The sequence below is a fragment of the Paucisalibacillus globulus genome, from assembly GCF_900184735.1.
In the GTDB taxonomy this organism is placed as follows: domain Bacteria; phylum Bacillota; class Bacilli; order Bacillales; family Amphibacillaceae; genus Ornithinibacillus; species Ornithinibacillus globulus_B.
In genome coordinates, this window is sequence record NZ_LT855395.1 from 382,016 (window position 1) to 399,752 (window position 17,737).

General features: G+C 40.3%; 18 protein-coding genes and 1 riboswitch. Of the genes, 1 reads left to right on the plus strand and 17 read right to left on the minus strand.

Annotation, left to right across the window (positions count from 1 at the left end; all coding sequences use genetic code 11):
• Position 1: 1 nt before the first annotated feature.
• A riboswitch (cobalamin riboswitch) is annotated at positions 2–182 on the minus strand.
• A 147-nt stretch (positions 183–329) separates the two neighbouring features.
• Positions 330–1,055, plus strand: coding sequence for an SIR2 family NAD-dependent protein deacylase (locus BN999_RS16060; protein ID WP_096273017.1), 726 nt, complete (start codon positions 330–332; stop codon positions 1,053–1,055).
• A 351-nt stretch (positions 1,056–1,406) separates the two neighbouring features.
• Here the strand turns inward: BN999_RS16060 and BN999_RS16065 are convergent, their stop codons facing one another.
• From BN999_RS16065 to paaA, 17 genes are all read right to left on the minus strand, one after another.
• A complete protein-coding gene (locus BN999_RS16065) occupies positions 1,407–2,201 on the minus strand; it encodes an ABC transporter ATP-binding protein (protein ID WP_096273019.1) in 795 nt (264 codons plus the stop codon).
• Position 2,202: 1 nt separating this feature from the next.
• A complete protein-coding gene (locus BN999_RS16070; protein WP_096273021.1) occupies positions 2,203–3,183 on the minus strand; it encodes an ABC transporter permease in 981 nt (326 codons plus the stop codon).
• Positions 3,184–3,308: 125 nt separating this feature from the next.
• A complete protein-coding gene (locus tag BN999_RS16075; RefSeq protein ID WP_096273023.1) occupies positions 3,309–4,316 on the minus strand; it encodes an ABC transporter substrate-binding protein in 1,008 nt (335 codons plus the stop codon).
• 176 nt (positions 4,317–4,492) lie between these two features.
• On the minus strand, positions 4,493–5,503 hold the full coding sequence (locus BN999_RS16080; RefSeq protein WP_096273025.1) for an alpha-ketoacid dehydrogenase subunit beta: 1,011 nt from the start codon (positions 5,501–5,503) through the stop codon (positions 4,493–4,495).
• Position 5,504: 1 nt separating this feature from the next.
• Positions 5,505–6,560: a pyruvate dehydrogenase (acetyl-transferring) E1 component subunit alpha gene (gene pdhA, locus BN999_RS16085; protein WP_096273027.1), complete on the minus strand. Its 1,056-nt coding sequence runs from the start codon at positions 6,558–6,560 to the stop codon at positions 5,505–5,507.
• Between the two features lie 149 nt (positions 6,561–6,709).
• Positions 6,710–7,678 (minus strand): NAD(P)H-dependent flavin oxidoreductase, encoded by a 969-nt coding sequence (locus BN999_RS16090; protein WP_096273029.1) that lies wholly within the window; start codon positions 7,676–7,678, stop codon positions 6,710–6,712.
• Positions 7,679–7,691: 13 nt separating this feature from the next.
• Positions 7,692–8,468: an enoyl-CoA hydratase-related protein gene (locus BN999_RS16095; RefSeq protein WP_096273031.1), complete on the minus strand. Its 777-nt coding sequence runs from the start codon at positions 8,466–8,468 to the stop codon at positions 7,692–7,694.
• Between the two features lie 695 nt (positions 8,469–9,163).
• Positions 9,164–10,360 (minus strand): thiolase family protein, encoded by a 1,197-nt coding sequence (locus tag BN999_RS16100; RefSeq protein WP_096273033.1) that lies wholly within the window; start codon positions 10,358–10,360, stop codon positions 9,164–9,166.
• The gene (locus tag BN999_RS16105; RefSeq protein WP_096273034.1) at positions 10,357–11,232 is read right to left on the minus strand and encodes a 3-hydroxyacyl-CoA dehydrogenase; all 876 of its coding nucleotides are present in this window, start codon (positions 11,230–11,232) and stop codon (positions 10,357–10,359) included. The genes BN999_RS16100 and BN999_RS16105 overlap by 4 nt, the downstream gene beginning before the upstream one ends.
• A gap of 103 nt (positions 11,233–11,335) precedes the next feature.
• The gene (locus tag BN999_RS16110) at positions 11,336–12,856 is read right to left on the minus strand and encodes an aldehyde dehydrogenase family protein (RefSeq protein WP_096273036.1); all 1,521 of its coding nucleotides are present in this window, start codon (positions 12,854–12,856) and stop codon (positions 11,336–11,338) included.
• A gap of 37 nt (positions 12,857–12,893) precedes the next feature.
• Positions 12,894–13,670 (minus strand): enoyl-CoA hydratase/isomerase family protein, encoded by a 777-nt coding sequence (locus tag BN999_RS16115; RefSeq protein ID WP_096273038.1) that lies wholly within the window; start codon positions 13,668–13,670, stop codon positions 12,894–12,896.
• A gap of 5 nt (positions 13,671–13,675) precedes the next feature.
• The gene (locus tag BN999_RS16120) at positions 13,676–14,446 is read right to left on the minus strand and encodes an enoyl-CoA hydratase/isomerase family protein (protein WP_096273040.1); all 771 of its coding nucleotides are present in this window, start codon (positions 14,444–14,446) and stop codon (positions 13,676–13,678) included.
• Positions 14,439–14,744, minus strand: a complete 306-nt coding sequence (locus tag BN999_RS16125; RefSeq protein WP_096273042.1) for an EthD family reductase — start codon at positions 14,742–14,744, stop codon at positions 14,439–14,441. Before BN999_RS16125 ends, BN999_RS16120 begins: the two co-directional genes overlap by 8 nt.
• A 30-nt stretch (positions 14,745–14,774) precedes the next feature.
• A complete protein-coding gene (gene paaD / locus BN999_RS16130; protein ID WP_096273044.1) occupies positions 14,775–15,278 on the minus strand; it encodes a 1,2-phenylacetyl-CoA epoxidase subunit PaaD in 504 nt (167 codons plus the stop codon).
• Positions 15,279–15,329: 51 nt separating this feature from the next.
• A complete protein-coding gene (gene paaC / locus BN999_RS16135) occupies positions 15,330–16,151 on the minus strand; it encodes a 1,2-phenylacetyl-CoA epoxidase subunit PaaC (protein WP_096273214.1) in 822 nt (273 codons plus the stop codon).
• Positions 16,148–16,501 (minus strand): 1,2-phenylacetyl-CoA epoxidase subunit PaaB, encoded by a 354-nt coding sequence (gene paaB / locus BN999_RS16140; protein WP_096273046.1) that lies wholly within the window; start codon positions 16,499–16,501, stop codon positions 16,148–16,150. Before paaB ends, paaC begins: the two co-directional genes overlap by 4 nt.
• Before the next feature lie 17 nt (positions 16,502–16,518).
• Complete coding sequence (paaA, locus tag BN999_RS16145) at positions 16,519–17,508, minus strand: 1,2-phenylacetyl-CoA epoxidase subunit PaaA (protein WP_096273048.1); 990 nt, start codon at positions 17,506–17,508, stop codon at positions 16,519–16,521.
• Between the last annotated feature and the right edge of the window lie 229 nt (positions 17,509–17,737).

A 17,737-nucleotide genomic window follows, 5' to 3' on the forward strand; every position in this document is an offset into this window, starting at 1 on the left:
AATGAAACTTTAAGTGATGGCAGGTCTCCTGGCTTGTGCTTCAATCTACTAGAGTCCTTCCCATATCATGTGGATACAGTGGATATCTCGTTCGTCGACACTTACAGTTGCGGGGACAGCTCCAGCTTCTAACTGAATTCCCTTTTCAGACAATATTTGTCACCATTACTTATGGTACTATATATAGTATTTAATTTTCAGTACTATTACAATATATTGTATTAATAGACTATATCATAGTCTTATATTCTTTGCAATCCAATTTAATAGATTAGGAAAATAATTATTTATTGGATACAATAGCATTAATTATATGGAGGTGTAAAGTAATGAAAGAAATAATTAAACTTATACGTTCATCTTCTTATACCATTGTCTTTACCGGGGCTGGGATGTCAACCGAGAGTGGATTACCAGACTTTCGTTCCAAAAATAGAGGACTATGGACCAAATTTAACCCAGATGAGCTAGCGAATGTGCATGCTTTAGATAGTAATTTTGAAGAGTTTACAGAGTTTTATCAGTACAGGCTTCGGGAAATTGATAAGTATCAACCACATGAAGGACATTTCGTGCTCGGAAAGTGGGAAAAAGAAGGCTTAATAAATGGAATAATCACACAGAATGTTGATGGCTTTCACCATGATGCCGGCAACCAGAATGTGATGGAACTACACGGGACATTTCGTAACTTTTACTGTAATCAGTGTAAGAGAGAACAGGTTAGGGAGGAATATTTGAACGGAAAGAGCCAATGTGAATATTGTGATGGGCCGATACGCCCTGGTATTGTTCTCTTCGGCGAAATGCTACCGGAGGATGTTTTTTACAAGGCAGAAATTGAAACGTCAAAGGCAGACTTATTTATTGTACTTGGCTCCTCGTTAACCGTGACACCCGCTAATATGTTTCCTATGATTGCGCATGAGCAAGGCGCTAAGCTCATTATCGTTAATCGCGAAGCAACGCCAATGGATCATTATGCAGATTATATTGTGCGGGATAAGAGTATTAAGGAGTTTTTGGTAGAGGTTGATGAGGGGTTAGCTCCTTAGACTTGTTGTCATAGACATTTTGACTCGATTTCTTCTCAAAGTGTCCTTGAGACTTGTTATCATAGACATTTTGGCTGGATTTCTGCTATAAATGTTCATGAGACCTGTTCTCAGATACATTTTGACTCGTTTTCTTCTATAAATGTTCATGAGACCTGTTCTCGGAGACATTTTGACTCGACTCCTTTTATAAATGTTCATGAAACTGGTTTTTAGTGGGGAGGGTGGGAGTATGATAAGTGTAGTTTCATCAATGACAATAAGTTTTAATCCTTCTAAATCTTTTACAAACTTCCTCCCACCCACATAAGGAAAAGAAAAACAGGAACGCGGTAAGCGCTCCTGTTATCATCATCCCAACACAGCACGGTCACTTTCAAACTGTTCTCCGCGTATTCGTTGGAATTCTTTTAATAGATCCTCAATGGTTAGATTTTGTTTCTTTTCGCCATTGATGTCTAATATAATTTGTCCTTTGTCCATCATGATTAAACGATTCCCTAAATCAAGTGCTTGTTGCATGTTATGGGTTACCATTAATGTGGTTAATTCATGTTCATCTACAACCTTCTTGGTAAGGTTCGTAATCAATTCGGCACGTGCTGGGTCAAGTGCAGCAGTATGTTCATCAAGTAAAAGAATGTTAGGATTAGTGAAGGTTGCCATCAATAAGGAAAGGGCTTGGCGTTCTCCACCGGACAATAACCCGACCTTAGCGTTCAGACGGTCTTCTAATCCCAGATTCAATGTACGCAAATGCTCTTTGAATTCAGCTTTACGCTGCTTGGTAACACCTGGCTTTAATTTTCTTTTTCTGATTCGAGAATAGGCCATTGCTAAGTTCTCTTCAATGGTCATGGAAGGTGCAGTACCAGCCATCGGATCCTGAAACACACGCCCAATGTAAGCCGAACGCTTAAATTCAGGTAGCATTGTGACATCCTTTTCTGAGATAATCACTTCACCGATATCGGGTACTAAGTTTCCAGAGATTACATTCATAAGAGTAGATTTTCCGGCTCCATTACTTCCGATAACTGTTACAAATTCACCTTTATGGAGTTCAAGATTAATCCCTTGTAATGCCTTCTTTTCATCGGGAGTACCTTCATTAAATGTAATGGCGACGTCTTTTACATGTAGCATTTTATGCACCCTCCTTTAATCCCGCAAGAGCAGCGCGCTTTTGTAATCGGCGCTTCTTATCTTTACGAGCTTGAATAATTCTAGGTGCTATAAGAGCTACCATTACAATAAATGCAGTTATCATTTTCATGTCCCCAGTTTCCAGGAAATCAACGCGAAGGGCTAAGGTAACGACCATACGATACACGATTGCTCCCCCGATGACCGCGATGGTAGCAATAGCGATGGTTTTTTTACCAAACAATGCCTCCCCAATAATAACGGATGCTAATCCGATAACAATCATCCCAATTCCCATGGATACATCAGCAAAACCGCCAATTTGGGCAATCAGGGCACCACTTAACGCAACCATCGCATTGGAGATTCCTACTCCTAATACAATTAGGTTATCTGTATTTGCCGAAAGACTACGAATCATTTTTTGGTTATCTCCAGTTGCACGTAATGCTAAGCCAACTTCTGTTTTCAAGAAATAATCAGTAAAGAATTTAATTCCTAGCGTTACGATTATCATGAAAAATACAATGACCCATGTAGCTGGAGCTCGTTCTGATCCCAGTGCAGTAAAAATGCCATTAAAGAAACTATCGATACCAGCAGGCCATATATCACGAAGCTGGGAGAAGATAGTTGGACTATTGTGTAAGGAAACTGTAGGTGAATCCATAATACGTAGATTAATAGAATATAATGCAATCATCATTAAGATTCCCGATAATAAAGCATTAATTTTTCCTTTAGTATGCAGTAGCCCAGTAATGCAACCAGCAATAAATCCTGCAACAATTGCCATTAATGTCGCAATAACAGGTGAAACTCCATTAGAAATGGATATTGCCGCAACTCCGGCACCAGTTACAAAACTACCGTCTACCGTTAAATCAGGGAAGTCCAATACTCGGAAGGTCAAATATACCCCTAAAGCCATGATTGCATAGATAATTCCAGATTCAACTGCGCCAAATAATGCTAAAGCCAATTTTCATTTACCTCCTCTTCCACCTATCCATTTGGACAAATGTGGAAATTAACTCCTTTAGAATAGAGAAGCAGGCCATCTAGCCTGCTTCATGTTTGGACTTATAGGGTACATCCGTTTCTAAATTACTCAGCTGTTTCTACAAATTGAGCATCTTCATCCCAATCAGCATTCCATTCAATACCTTGTTCTTCAGCAGCTTCTTTGTTGATGAATAATTGAATTTCTGGTGGATACTCGACAGGAATATCTTTCGTTGATTTACCATCTTTTAGGATCTCAACTGCCATCTCACCAGTACGTTTACCAATGGTAAAGTAATCAATACCAAATGTTACAAATCCACCCTTTGCAAGTGAATCTGGCTCACCAACAACTAATGGAATGTCTTGTTCATTAGCAACCGCAACAACACTTTCAAGTGCAGATACTACCATGTTATCCGTAACAATATAGAATAAATCAACTTCACTAACTAATGACTGTGCTGCTTGTTGAACTTCAGAAGAGTTCCCTACAGTACGTTCTTCAAAAGTTAAAGAAGTACCTTCACCAGCAGCTTTTACTGCTTCGATTTGTGTAACAGAGTTAGATTCACCAGCGTTATAAATTAAACCAACTGATGCATCAGGGAAATACGTATCAATGAATTTAACTGTCTCTTGAATGGCATCTGGATGAAGATCCACAACACCGGTAATGTTTTCACCTGGTTTATCCATTGCTTCTACTATTCCTGACTCAACGGCATCGGTAACAGATGTGAAAAGTACCGGAATATCTGTTGCATCTTTAGTAGCCTCAAGTGCAGATAGTGCTGCAGGTGTAGAGTTTGCAAAAATAAGATCTACGTTATCCGCAACAAATCCATCCGAGATTGGCTTAAGATTGTTTTGATCTCCTTGGGCACTTTGGTAATCATATTCTACATCAAGACCAGCTTCTTCTAGAGCAGCTTTGAAACCTTCGAAAGCTTTGTCCAACGATGGATGTTCAACAATTTGTGAAGCACCAATCTTATACGTCTTTCCACCATCACCATCTGAACTATCCCCATTTGAACTTGAACCACATGCTGCTAATACAACTAAACTAATGATTCCTATGACTAAAACTTGAAGTCCTCTTTTCATTTCTGTACTCCCCCTTATTCTCCACTAATCTGAAACTATAATTTGAGAAATTATAACATACTGTAAACTCTAGTCAAGCCTATTTTTTGATAATTCTTTAATTTTGGAAACGCTTACCCCTAAGTCCTTCAAAGTATTTAGACAATAAAAATAATTTTCTATAATTACCTCCTTTTCTAAAAGTTAATTACTTTTTCAATTCCTTTTAAAATTCTTTCTGGTGTTGGAAGATAATGATTCTCTAAACTGGAGAAAGGAACTGGAACATCAAATCCTGTCACTCTTTCTATTGGAGCCTTTAAATACAGAAAAGATGTATCATTGATAATAGATACAATATCATTTCCCAAGCCTCCAGTTCTTGGTGCTTCATGTATGACAACTGCTCTACCTGTCTTTTTGACAGATTCGGCAATTAGTCCCTCATCAATTGGATATAGCGTTCTAAGGTCGATTACCTCACAGCTAATCCCATTTTCCTTTGCCTGTTTCGCAACTTTTTCCACTAATGGAACCATTGCTCCCCAGGTGATTAATGTTACATCTTCACCTTCTATTCGCCTTTTTCCTTTTCCTATCTCAATCGTATAGTAATCGGTTGGAACTTCTTCACGAAATGAACGGTAGCTATGCATTGGTTCCATATAGAGAACTGGATCGGGATCCTCTACTGCAGCGATAAGTAATCCCTTCGCATCATATGGTGTTGCTGGACAAACAACTTTTATTCCCGGCATATGTGTAAATAAACTTTCTGCACTATCCGAGTGAATCTCCGGTGCACGAACCCCAGCACCATATGGAGCACGTATGACCATTGGAACGGAGAATCGTCCCATGGTACGCATTCTAATTCGAGATGCATGTGTCATAATTTGGTCATATGCTGGATAGATAAACCCCATAAATTGAATCTCGGCAATTGGCTTCATACCATTCACCGCAAGTCCAATGGAAGTCCCAATAATTCCTGATTCCGATAAAGGCGTGTCAATAACACGGTCATCACCAAATATTTCTTGTAGCCCATCCGTTGCCCGAAACACCCCTCCGTTTTTCCCGACATCTTCTCCTAGAATTAACGTAGTTTCATCACGTTCTAGAACGGTCTTCATCCCATCATTTATTGCTTGAATTAGGGTAATATTCTTTGTCGCAATCTTTGTTTCTGTCATGTTGCTTGTCATATTACTTCCCCCTTAACAATTGCAGATAAGTATCTTTTTGACTTGCTAATTGATTTGGAAGCTCTGCAAATACATGATCAAATATATCTTCTACATTTGCCTTCGGATAGGACTCCATTTCTTTTACAGCTGCTTCAATTTCCTTCTCCACCTCTTGATGGATGTTTGCAGCAAAATCCTCATCCCAAAAACCTTCATTTTTCATAAATCGCTCGAATCGAACGATAGGATCCACAATATCTTGCCCTAATTCCTTTGGACGATATTTTGTTGGGTCGTCTGCAGTAGTATGGGCACCAGTGCGCCATGTCACTGCTTCTATTAAGGTTGGACCTTCTCCATTTCTAGCTCGATTAACCGCCTTTTGCATTTCAAAATAAACAGCAAAAAAGTCGTTTCCATCTACACGAACACTAGGAATCTCATAAGCTATCCCTTTTTGAGCTATGGTCTTCGAATTCATTTGTCTTTCAAATGGAACTGAAATAGCGTAACCATTATTTTGGTTAAAAAATATGGTTGGTGTTTGAAATACACTTGCGAAGTTCAGCCCCTCATGAAAATCCCCTTCTGATGTTGCACCATCACCGAAATAGGCAATGGCAATATTCTTGGTACCCTTTCGTTTTTCTGCCCAGGAAGCACCTGTGGCATGAAGTAATTGAGTTGCGATTGGTACCGCAGCAGGGAAAATTCTTTTACCATCTGGCGGAACACAACCTTCTAATCTACCATTCCAATATAGAAATGTGCGAGTCATATTAGCCCCAAATGTTAACATGGCCCCATGATCTCGATATGTAGGAAATAACCAATCCTCTTCTCCTAGTGCAAGTGCACTCCCGACCTGTGCAGCCTCTTGCCCTTCAAAAGGTGGATAGGTTCCAATTCTTCCTTGTCGCTGTAAGCTTTTAGCCTTCTTATCAAATGTACGGATACGGTACATGTGATAATATGCTGTTTGTACTAAATCTTGGTCAATCAATTCCCGTTCACTTGCCATAACCAAATTCCCTTGATCATCGATTACCTTTTTCATTGGAAATGATTCTACCATCAATAAACCTCCAATACTCTCTAGTAAACTAACATCTTTCTTCATCCTATAACTTTAGAATTAGGTAAATCGACGTATTATTAACGTCATTTTATCACTGCGCCCATGCTCGGTCAATGAAGTATTTTGAAAAGTTTAAATTTTATAAATCAATTAGTTTGTGTAACTAACGCAAGTAATGTTGCACCTATTTTCATACGGTTATTTGCTGTTTTCATCATATCTTCTACTAATTCTTTCACGGAAGGTATATCGTGTATTAACCCTGCGACCTGTCCGCTATTTAAGAATCCCTGACGCAAATCTCCCTTAATCGCTCCAAGTACATGATGTTTTTCAGAAGTGAGTTTTCCAAAGTCTTGTAAACTTACTCCATTCTTCTCCTGTTCTACTATTTCCTGTACATAGGTAGTATTCAGGACCCTTCTTATTCTCCCAAGACTTCTTCCAATAATAACGGCATCCGTTCCACTAGCTTCTAACAGCTGCTCTTTATAGCTGTTGTGAAATGGTGCTTCTTTAGTAGCTATAAACCGTGTACCGATTTGAACCCCTTCTGCCCCAAGCATTAATGCAGCCGCAAGACCGTTACCGTCACCCACTCCTCCGGCAGCAACAACGGGAATTTTCACCTTTTGAGCAACTTGAGGAACTAGTGTAAATGTAGTGAGTTCATATGGAGAATTAATTCCTGCCGCTTCATAGCCCTCTGCTACCACAATATCTGCACCAGCCTCTTCCGCCTTCAATGCGTGCTTCACGGAAGCAACAATGGCAAGTACCACCTTCCCGTGTTCATGAAGTACAGGAATAAATGGCGCAGGATTACCGGCAGATAGCGAAATTACGGGTATGTCATGCTTAATAGCTAGATCAATTAATTGCTCTACATGAGGGGAAACATTAATGGCAATATTCAAGGCGAATGGTTTACTGGTTAAATCTTTAGTCTGGAGAATAATTCTTTCTACTTGCTCCCCCGACATTGTTCCGCAACCAATTGTCCCTAACCCACCTGCTTCAGATACCGCAGCTGCAAGCTTTGCGTTCGAAATATTCCCCATACCACCTTGAATAATTGGATATGGAATGTTTAATAGCTTCGTTACCCGGTTCATGTGTATACCTCCATTATTCCCCTTTAAAAATAGGTGCTCTCTTTTCACTAAATGCTTGTAAAGCTTCTAATCTATCTTTTGTCGGAATGGTCAGTTCATATGCTTTTGATTCAAGATCTAAACCCGTTTTCAAGTCGGTATTCATTCCAACAGAAATCGCGTACTTGGCCTGTGTTACCGCTACTGGACCATTCTTGAGTATTCTGTTCGCTAGCGCCTCGCATTCCTCTAATAAGGAGTCCTTTTCTACTACCTTCAAAATTATGCCGAGTTCCAACGCTTCCTCAGCGGTAATCTTTTTCGCTGTTAGAATCAGTTCTTTCGCCTTCATCTCCCCAATCAATCTCGGTAAGCGTTGTGTACCACCTGCACCCGGGATTATGGCCCAACTGGTTTCGGTTAACCCCATGCTTGCTTCTTTAATAGCTATCGTAAAATCACAAGCTAACATGAGTTCGAATCCACCACCAAAACAGTATCCATTAACCGCGGCAATGGTTGGTTGAGGTAGATTAGCAATGGCATCAAAGCAATCACGTATGGCTTTGACATTTCTCCTTACTTGTGGCTCTGTTAAAGTCTTTCGTTCTTTTAAATCCGCACCGGAACTAAAAGACTTTTCACCTGTGCCGGTTATGATTACTGCGCGGATATCTTTGTCTAGATGGATTTGTTGGATGGTCTCTTGGAGTTCTGATAGCATTTGATAATTGAATGCGTTGAGTGCTTCTTTTCGGTTTAGTGTGATGTAGGCGATATGATGTTGTTTGTGATATAGAATGGTTTGCATTGGATCACTCCTTTCTTGCTATGTCCGCTTTATTGGTTCATTTACTGTTATTAGCTGATTATTTTGAATGCTTTTGAGTTTCACGATTATTTATATTTGGGAGCAACATACCCGCTACGGAAATACACTCCGCTTTCCGCGGGCGGCTGGTGAGCCTCCTCAGAGCTAAAGCTCTTGCGGGGTCTCACCGATGCCTATCCTCCCGCAGGACAAGGAACGCTACGAAAGCGATACATCGCACGCAGAAAAAGTGATTTTCTTTTTCAAGGAGTCTCCGTGTATTTCCTTCGCTAGTAACAATTGAAAAAGCTTTTAGAATATCTTAATTGATTAACATGATTCAATAACAAACAATAACCAGAAATCCAAACTAGCGCAGGCAGAATACGTAGACTCCTCGAAAATAAAGAGCAATTTTCTTCGTGCGATGATTATGCTGCCGATTTCTTCCTTGTCCTGCGGGAATAGCACGTGTCCGAAGACCCCTAGGGAGGCGAACTTTCCTCGAGGAGGCTTAGGCCGGCCCACGGCAAGGTAGACACTGCGACGGTCTTTTCGAGCAGATGTCGCCCCTGTGCTGACAGTAAAAGCGGAGTATTCTGCCGGAGCGTTAGCATCAAGCTTCGCATAATCTAATAATGTTAGTGCACAGTATCTTTCAATTTACCTTCTATAAGGCTGTCATTTTTAAACCGCTACAAACCCTCGACAATCACGGAGATTCCTTGACCGACTCCGATACACATGGTTGCTAAGCCGTATTGGACTTTTCGCTTTTTCATTTCATGTACCAGGGTTGTTAATATTCTTGCACCACTTGCTCCTAAAGGATGGCCGAAGGCAATGGCACCTCCGTTGACATTGACAATTTCGGTATCTAGTTCAAGTTGGTGGATGCATTCTAGTGATTGGGATGCGAATGCTTCATTTAATTCTACTAATCCAATTTCAGATATGGATAGACCGGCACGCTTCATTGCCTTTCTTGATGCATGAATCGGGCCTAACCCCATCACAGCTGGTTCCACCCCAGCTGTTGCACTGGTTACATAGCGAGCCAATGGTTTTAATCCTAATTCCTTTGCTTTATCAGCACTCATTAAGAGTAGCGCTGATGCTCCGTCATTCACCCCAGATGCGTTACCGGCTGTTATCGTGCCGTTATCAAATAGTGGTCTTAACTTGCTAAGTTTCTCCATCGATGTCTCTGGACGAGGATGCTCATCTCGATCCACACGTATTTCATTTCCTTTTTTGTCTTGATAAATTACCGGAACTAGCTCATCTGCAAATTGATTATTTTCCATTGATTTTTGCGCACGCATTTGACTTTCATATGCGAATGCATCTTGTTCTTCACGACTAATCCCATATCTTGTTGCTACATTTTCTGCTGTCTGTGGCATGGAATCAGTGCCATACATTTTCTCTAAATTTGGATTGACAAATCTCCAGCCAATCGTTGTATCATAAAGCTCCATATTCCCTCTCGGAAATTCTTTATTAGGTTTTGCCATTACGAGCGGAGCACGGGTCATACTCTCGGTACCCCCAGCGATAAACACATCACCTTCACCTACTGCAATAGCACGCGCAGCATACATTACAGCATCTAAACCCGACCCACACAAACGATTTATGGTTGTTCCCCCAACCTCAATTGGGAGTCCAGCTAATAGGGCAGACATTCTAGCAACATTTCTATTATCTTCACCCGCTTGATTGGCATTACCTAAAACCACCTCTTCAATCTCTTCTCGTGGAATTGGATTTCTGTCTACTAGTGCTTTAATAACTATCGCACCTAAATCATCTGGGCGAATACTTTTTAGGGCCCCTTTATATCGACCGATAGGTGTTCTTACTGCATCTACAATAACAACTTCTCTCATTTATTAACCCTCTCACCATTATTTGTATAATCATATACTCCGCGTCCTGTTTTTCGACCAAGTCTTCCTGCTTTTACATATTGTTCAAGCAATGGTGCAGGACGGAACTTTTCTCCTAATGTTTCATGAAGGTATTTTAAGTTATTCAATCTCGTGTCTAAGCCTACAAGGTCACCAAGCTCTAGTGGACCCATTGGGTAATTTAATCCAAGCTTTATTGCTTTATCAATATCTTCCGCCGTAGCTACACCTTCTTGGAGCATATAAAATGCCTCATTACCAACCATTGCAGATATTCGACTTGTCACAAAACCCGGAAATTCATTTACTTCCACTGTTTCCTTGCCCATCTTTTCTGCTACTTCACGAATGATACTTACGGTTTCGGCATTGGTTTCTAACCCTTTAACAATTTCGATTAAACGCATACGATGAACGGGGTTAAAGAAGTGCATAGCGGCAACCTGCTCTGGTCTTTTCGTATAGGAACCTAATTCTGTTGGGCTAATGGTTGACGTATTGGATGCTATAACAATATGTTTTGGTGCATATTGGTCAATCGTTTCTAGGACACTTTTTTTCAAGTCTCGTTTTTCCGGTACAGCTTCAATGACATATTCTGTTTCTTTTATTGCGTCAACCAGATCTAGTGAGGTATGTAGATTGGAAAATAATACACTTACTTCCGATTCGGATAGTTTACCTTTGGAGATTGCCTTTTTGGCTAGTTTTCTCATTTCTTCAATGGCGTTGTTTAATTGTTCTAGTGATACGTCAACGAGTGTCGTTTCAAAACCGGCTTGGGCTGAGACATAAGCTATGCCTCGGCCCATTACACCTGCTCCAACGACCGTTATTTTATTAATTGTCATTGGTGGCCTTCCTTTCTTTCATGAGAACTTATTCTTTAAATTCTCTGACTGGAACTTCCGTTAAAAATAACGAAGCTAATCTCTCCAAGTGGGCGGGGGCCACTTAAACTCCAAATGGATTAATTGGTTTAGGGCCGTAGTAAGAAAGGACGCTTTTGTCCTCCATGTATAGATCTAGCGTTTCTACCGTTAGTTCTCGACCGAAGCCAGATTGTTTGTAGCCTCCAAATGGTGTACCCGGGAAGGCTGAAAATGGACTGTTAATCATGACGATTCCAGCTTGAATTTGATGCGCTACTCGAGTTGCTCTTGCTTGGTTTGTAGTCCATACCGCTGAACCTAGGCCGTACTCGGTATCATTAGCACGTTTAACTACTTCGCGTTCATCCGTGAACTTCTCCACAACGACAACGGGTCCGAATATTTCTTCCTGCACTACTTTCATATCTGGAGTGACATCAGCAATAATAGTTGGCTCATACCAGTATCCATTTTCAAAGCCTTCTATGTTCATTTCTTTCCCACCAGTTAAAATGGTTGCTCCGTCCATTCGTGCGGATTCAACATATCCATCAATCTTCTCTAATTGGCTACGGCTAATAATAGAACCTACATGTGTTGCCTTATCGAATGGATCACCAAGCTTTAACTTCTTTGTTCTAGAGACAAATTGTTCCATGAACTCCTCGTAAATATCTTCATGGACAAATAGGCGTGATCTTGCTTCACAAGACTGTCCAGTATTAAAGAAAATACCAAAAATGGATCCAGCAACAGCCGCTTCTAAATCGGCATCTTCGAAAATAATACTTGGTGACTTTCCACCTAATTCTAGTGTCAATCGTTTTAATGTACCTGATGCTTTTTCCATAATGTCTCTACCTGTTGGAGTAGACCCTGTGAAAGCAACTTTATTAACATCCTTATGTGTGACCAGGTAATCACCAACCACTTGTCCCGCACCAGGTATCGTATTCACAACACCTTCTGGCACACCAGCTTCATGACAAATTTCATTTAATACAATAGCTGTAATTGGCGTTAAGCTTGCAGGTTTTACGACTACGGAACAACCTGCTGCAATAGCCGGAGCGATTTTCCACGCTGCCATCATCATGGGGTAATTCCAAGGAATGATTTGAGCACATACTCCTACAGGTTCTTTATGGGTGTAATTAAAAAATCCATTCGGCATATTGTTAACTGTCCCGCGGTGGCCAACAATTGCTCCAGCATAGAATTCAAAGTCCTCGATAGCCTGATTAATTTGTACTTGTGCCGCACCAATCGACTTCCCACTATTCAGTACTTCCAGTTCACATAATTCCTTAAAACGACTACGCATGATCTCAGCAATTTTATTTAAAACTCGCGCACGCCTTCCTACTGGATATTTACGCCATTTCCCGTTATCAAAAGAATTGCGTGCAGCACTAACTGCTCTTTCTGCATCCTCCGTTGCCGCCTTTGCTATAGTGGCAATCACTTCACCCTTCGCAGGATCAAATGTTTCAAACACTTCACCAGATACACTCTCTACTCGTTCCCCATTAATAATCATGGAATAATGAGTTCGCTTCATTTCTCCAACTGTTGTTATTTTTTCAGCTACTACTTGTTCCATTGGTTTCCTCCCTCTCTCCTTCGAAAATCAAATCCATTTATCTTCCAGTGAAATTTGGTTTGCGCTTTTCTACAAATGCTCTTAGCCCCTCCTGATGATCCTCCGTGAGACCTGCAATTCTCTGAGCAAATGATTCTTGTTCTAAAAATGTTTCATATTCGGTATGCATGCTATCAAGCATATAACGTTTAATTAATGAGAATGCCTTGGTTGGTAAGTTTGCCACTCTTTCTGCAAATTCTTCCACTTTGTCATCCCATTCATCTTCATCAAATACTTCCGTCACTAAACCAAGTTTTAATGACTCTTCTGCTAAGAGTGGTTTCCCTAGGGCTGCTATTTCCAATGCCTTTCCGTAGCCAACTAATCGAGGTAGCATATATAGAAAACCAGAATCTGGGATGAGCCCTATATTCATAAATGCACTTACTAACTTCGCATTATGCTTCATCAAACGAAAATCACATGCAAAAGCTAACCCCATTCCTGCTCCTGCTGCTGTTCCATTAATAGCTGCTATAACGGGTTTTGGGGTTTCCTTTAAAGCTTGTAACATGGGATGATATCGTTCTCTTAAGAAACTTGCGTGATTGGTATTTTCATCCACTCCGGCCAAATCCTGACCAGAACAAAAGGCTTTCCCACTCCCCGTAATGACAATACATGTTACCCTTTCATCCTTAGTCGCTGCACGCAATGCCTTTACGATTTCTCGGTTCATTTGTTCAGTGAACGCATTGTAAGCTTTTGGGCGATGAAGTGTAATGGTTAGTACCTTCCCTTTTTTCTCCACTAAAAGCGTTTCAAAATTCATCTATATCACTTCCCTCTAAATGAGGCTGGACGTTTTTCCGAAAATGCCCGCATTCCTTCTTTTTGATCCTCTGAAGCAAATGCTAAATAGAAATTCTTTCGTTCTAAATTCTTTCCTTCTTGCAATGTTAAATCTGTTGCAGCATGAACCGCTTCTTTAATGAGTCGTAACGAAATGGGTGGTTGCTTTGTTAACTTAGTAGCAAGTCTCATCGTTTCCTCTTCCACTAATTCTTTGGCAACAACTCGGTTGATGACCCCGTAGTCATAGGCAATTTTTGCTGACATGGACTCTCCTAACCAAATCCATTCCAGCGCTTTTCGTACACCCATTGCCTTGGCTAAAAATTGTGTACCACCAGCACCAGGCAAGACACCAAGATTTACCTCTGGAAACCCAAATTTGGCATCTTCTCCGGCAATAATCAGATCACAATGAAGTGCTAGTTCAAATCCCCCACCCAATGCAAAACCATTAACAGCTGCAAGGATAGGCTTTTTTATCAAACTAATTTTGTCCCATTCCGCAAATGGATTTAATAGTTCCAATGATAAAGGCGTCGCTTCCATCATTTCTTCTATATCTGCCCCTGCGGCAAATGCTTTTTCATTTCCTTTTAATACAATGACATTGATTGCTTCATCGTTGTCAAAGGTTTCTAGTTGGACAACAATCTCATGAACCATGTCACGATTCAGTGCATTGAGCACGTTAGGGCGATTGAGTTGAATAACACCAATACCGTCCTCTGAAAAAGATTTAATATACTTACTCATTTACCTCTTCACCAATCATTAAGGTGACTATATCGCCAGCAAATTTCATTACGTCTCTCCCAGAAGCCTTCCCTTCGTCCGTTCTCATTGCCTTTTGCAAGGACTCATGATCGTCGTAGTACATTTCACATAAGAGATAGAACTCACTCTCACCCATTGGAGAACCTACTATTCTAGTAACCTCCATTTTTCTTAAACCTGGAATCTTGCTCGTGATAGGTGCATGTGTATTAAAATAATGCTCATCAAATCTTTCTTTATTTTCCGGTTGTTTGTACAATGCAATTAGCTTTACCATTATAATTCCCCCTAATATTTATGGTGAGTTTCACTTTAAATGGAGTGGTTGAACCACTGGTTTCATCGCTTCAAATGGATTCTTACATGCGCTGCAATATAAAATACTTCGGCAAGCAGTCGGTCCAAAGACATTTTCCATCGATGTGTAATCCGAGTTACAATATGGACAGTTCACCGTCCATTCATCACCAGGTTGATAGTTTTCTGGTGGCGGTGCAATACCGTGTTTCTTCAGTTCTTCTTTTCCTTTTTCCGTAATTGCATCTGTGGACCATTGATGCTCCATCGTAAATTTGACATGACACTGATGAACCCAATCCAGTTCCTCAACGGCTCTTTTTACTTTGATTTCAATAAAGTCTAGTGCCGGACACCCAGCGAATGTTGGAACCATCTTAATTTCCACTTCATTTGCTTGAACCGTTACATCATGAACCATTCCTAAATCGTAAACACTGACTGAAGGGAGTTCTGGATCATCAACCGTTTTTAAAATGGCAGTAATCTCATCTTGTCTACTAATCTCGTACATGTCTCTCCTCCTCTCCACCTATTTTATTCGCGAGTATGCAGAGACATACCATTACCAGGCAGCCGTTTTATCACTGTTATACACTTCAGCAAGCGTTTGGATTGCCTGCTCCAAATCTTGTGTATGTTCACCATTTCGCCCATTACCATATTTCTTTCCCAATGACCCTTCAGGCACATCCGCCAAAACGGACTTAACCTCGTCTAACCACCTATCCTTCATTTCTTCCTCACCAATACTAACTAAACCAAAGCTTCTTATATCATTGGCATGTTTCCCTAATTCCAGTACATCCTCAAACTCTTCCCAAGCTTCCTTGACTCGGTCCTGAATTCGCTTCTTCGCTTCTTCTGTTGAATTACTTAATTGCTTTATCCATAGCTTCCAATGTGCCAAGTGATAAGGGTGTTCCATTAGTACTTTCCTAGCAACATTTGCTAATGGTTTATAACTAGAATTTGCAACCGCTTCCAATTTAATCTTTTTAAAGGTTTCATAGAAGTAATTTCGGACTACCGCTAATGCCCAATCATAATATGGCTCATCTAGGTAATTCCCTTCTCCGTTTCTTTTTTCTATATAAATACCATTTCTTCTTTCCTGTGGTTTGCGGTCATGTGCAAGTATATCTGCCTTCCCTATTCCAAGCTCTTCTAAAAGGTTATAATACATCACAGCATGCCCCATTGTATTTTGCGTAATAGAGGAATATGCAACATCTTCTTCTACGTGTGGTGCTAATCCTAACCACTCCGATCCTCTAAAAGCAATTAATAAATCATCATCTCCTAATTGGAAAAGAAGTTCGGTTAGGGCTTGTAAATAGGTAGCGTCCTGTTTAGCAAGTTCTGCTGTTTCAACGACATGGCTCATCTTTTCTTCACCTCTTTCCAAGACATGATCTCCTTCTCATCTAGCATGCCTTGTTCTTTCTCCTTCCACTTTTGGCGTAAGTAGCCATAGCCCTTTGTAGTCCGATATTCCTTATTGTCTATACGATTGGTCATATGTTGTCTTTCTTCGCTTGTCATTTTCCGAATATCACTTTGTTTCACAACCCATACATCAATTACTTCTTCCCGACGCATAAAGTTCTCTTGGGCCATGATCATTGCCATTTCACGATTCGGGGCAAGAAGACTAAACTGGTGCTGCATAGGTGCTTTATTCCCTCTTCTACTAAACACTTCATAAACTTGATAAAAATCAGATTCCTTAGACACTCTTGTTCCTCCTCCGTTTAAACACTAACCGGTTCAGTTGCAAGTGCTTGGCGTACCCAGCGGTTATTTTCATAAGCGATTTCTCTTAAACGCAATCTTTCTTTTGAACGTGGACCATTATTTCGGATAATTTGCTTAAACTCATCCCAATTGGGTTGCTTATAGATCCATTTTTCTTCTTCCTCGTCATAGCGAATCGTCTCATCTGGGACGGTTAATCCTAATGAAAATACACGAGGCATATATTTAGTCAAAAATGCTTGGCGTAACTCTTCGTTTGTACTCTTCCGTATCTTGTACTTAATCATAATATCTTGCTTAGATGAACCAGTTGTTTCCGCAGATGCTGGTCCAAAGAACATGAGTAGTGAAGGCCACCAGCGGTTCAATGATTCTTGTAAAATATCTCGTTGGTACTCATTTCCTTCTGCTAATGCCATAATAATAGATTCGCCATGTTGGGCATGGAAGACTTCTTCTTGGCAGATTCGTTGTAAGGCTCTTTGGTATGGACCATATGATGCATCCAACATATTAGTTTGGGATATGATGGCAGCTCCGTCTACTAGCCATCCAACCATCCCAGCATCTGCCCATGTTTTCGTTGGCATATGGAAAACATTATGAAACTTTAAATCTCCGTTTAATAAATCTTCCATCAGATTTTCTCTTGTCTTACCATATGGTTTCATTAGATCCTCAGCAACTCGTAATAATAATTGTCCATGGCCCATCTCATCTTGAACCTTTGCCATAATTCCTAGTTTCCTTCTTAATGTTGGTGCTTTTGGTACCCATTCTTTTTCAGGTAGGGCTCCCATTATTTCACTGATTCCATGCATCGATATTAGTTTGATTAGAGCCATGCGATAATCTTCAGGCATCCAGTCATCGGCTTCAATTTTTTCCCCCGCTTCAATACGAGCCATAAATGCATCATATTTAGCTTTATCATGCTCTACATATGCGGTTGTCTTGGAATCTCCATCTTCCACATAGTTATACATGGTACCACCCTTTCATAACGTTTCTTTAACGTTATGATATCAAAGTGTCATATAATTGACAATATTATTTTAAATTTTCCTAATAATTTGTGATATACTTCATAGACAAATCGGAGTATACACCCGCCATTCAAGTAAAAATTATTATTTTACTTGAAAATAAATACATGCTATTCAATTTCAATTATTTTTGTTAAAATTTGAACAAATGACGATATTTACGTGTGAC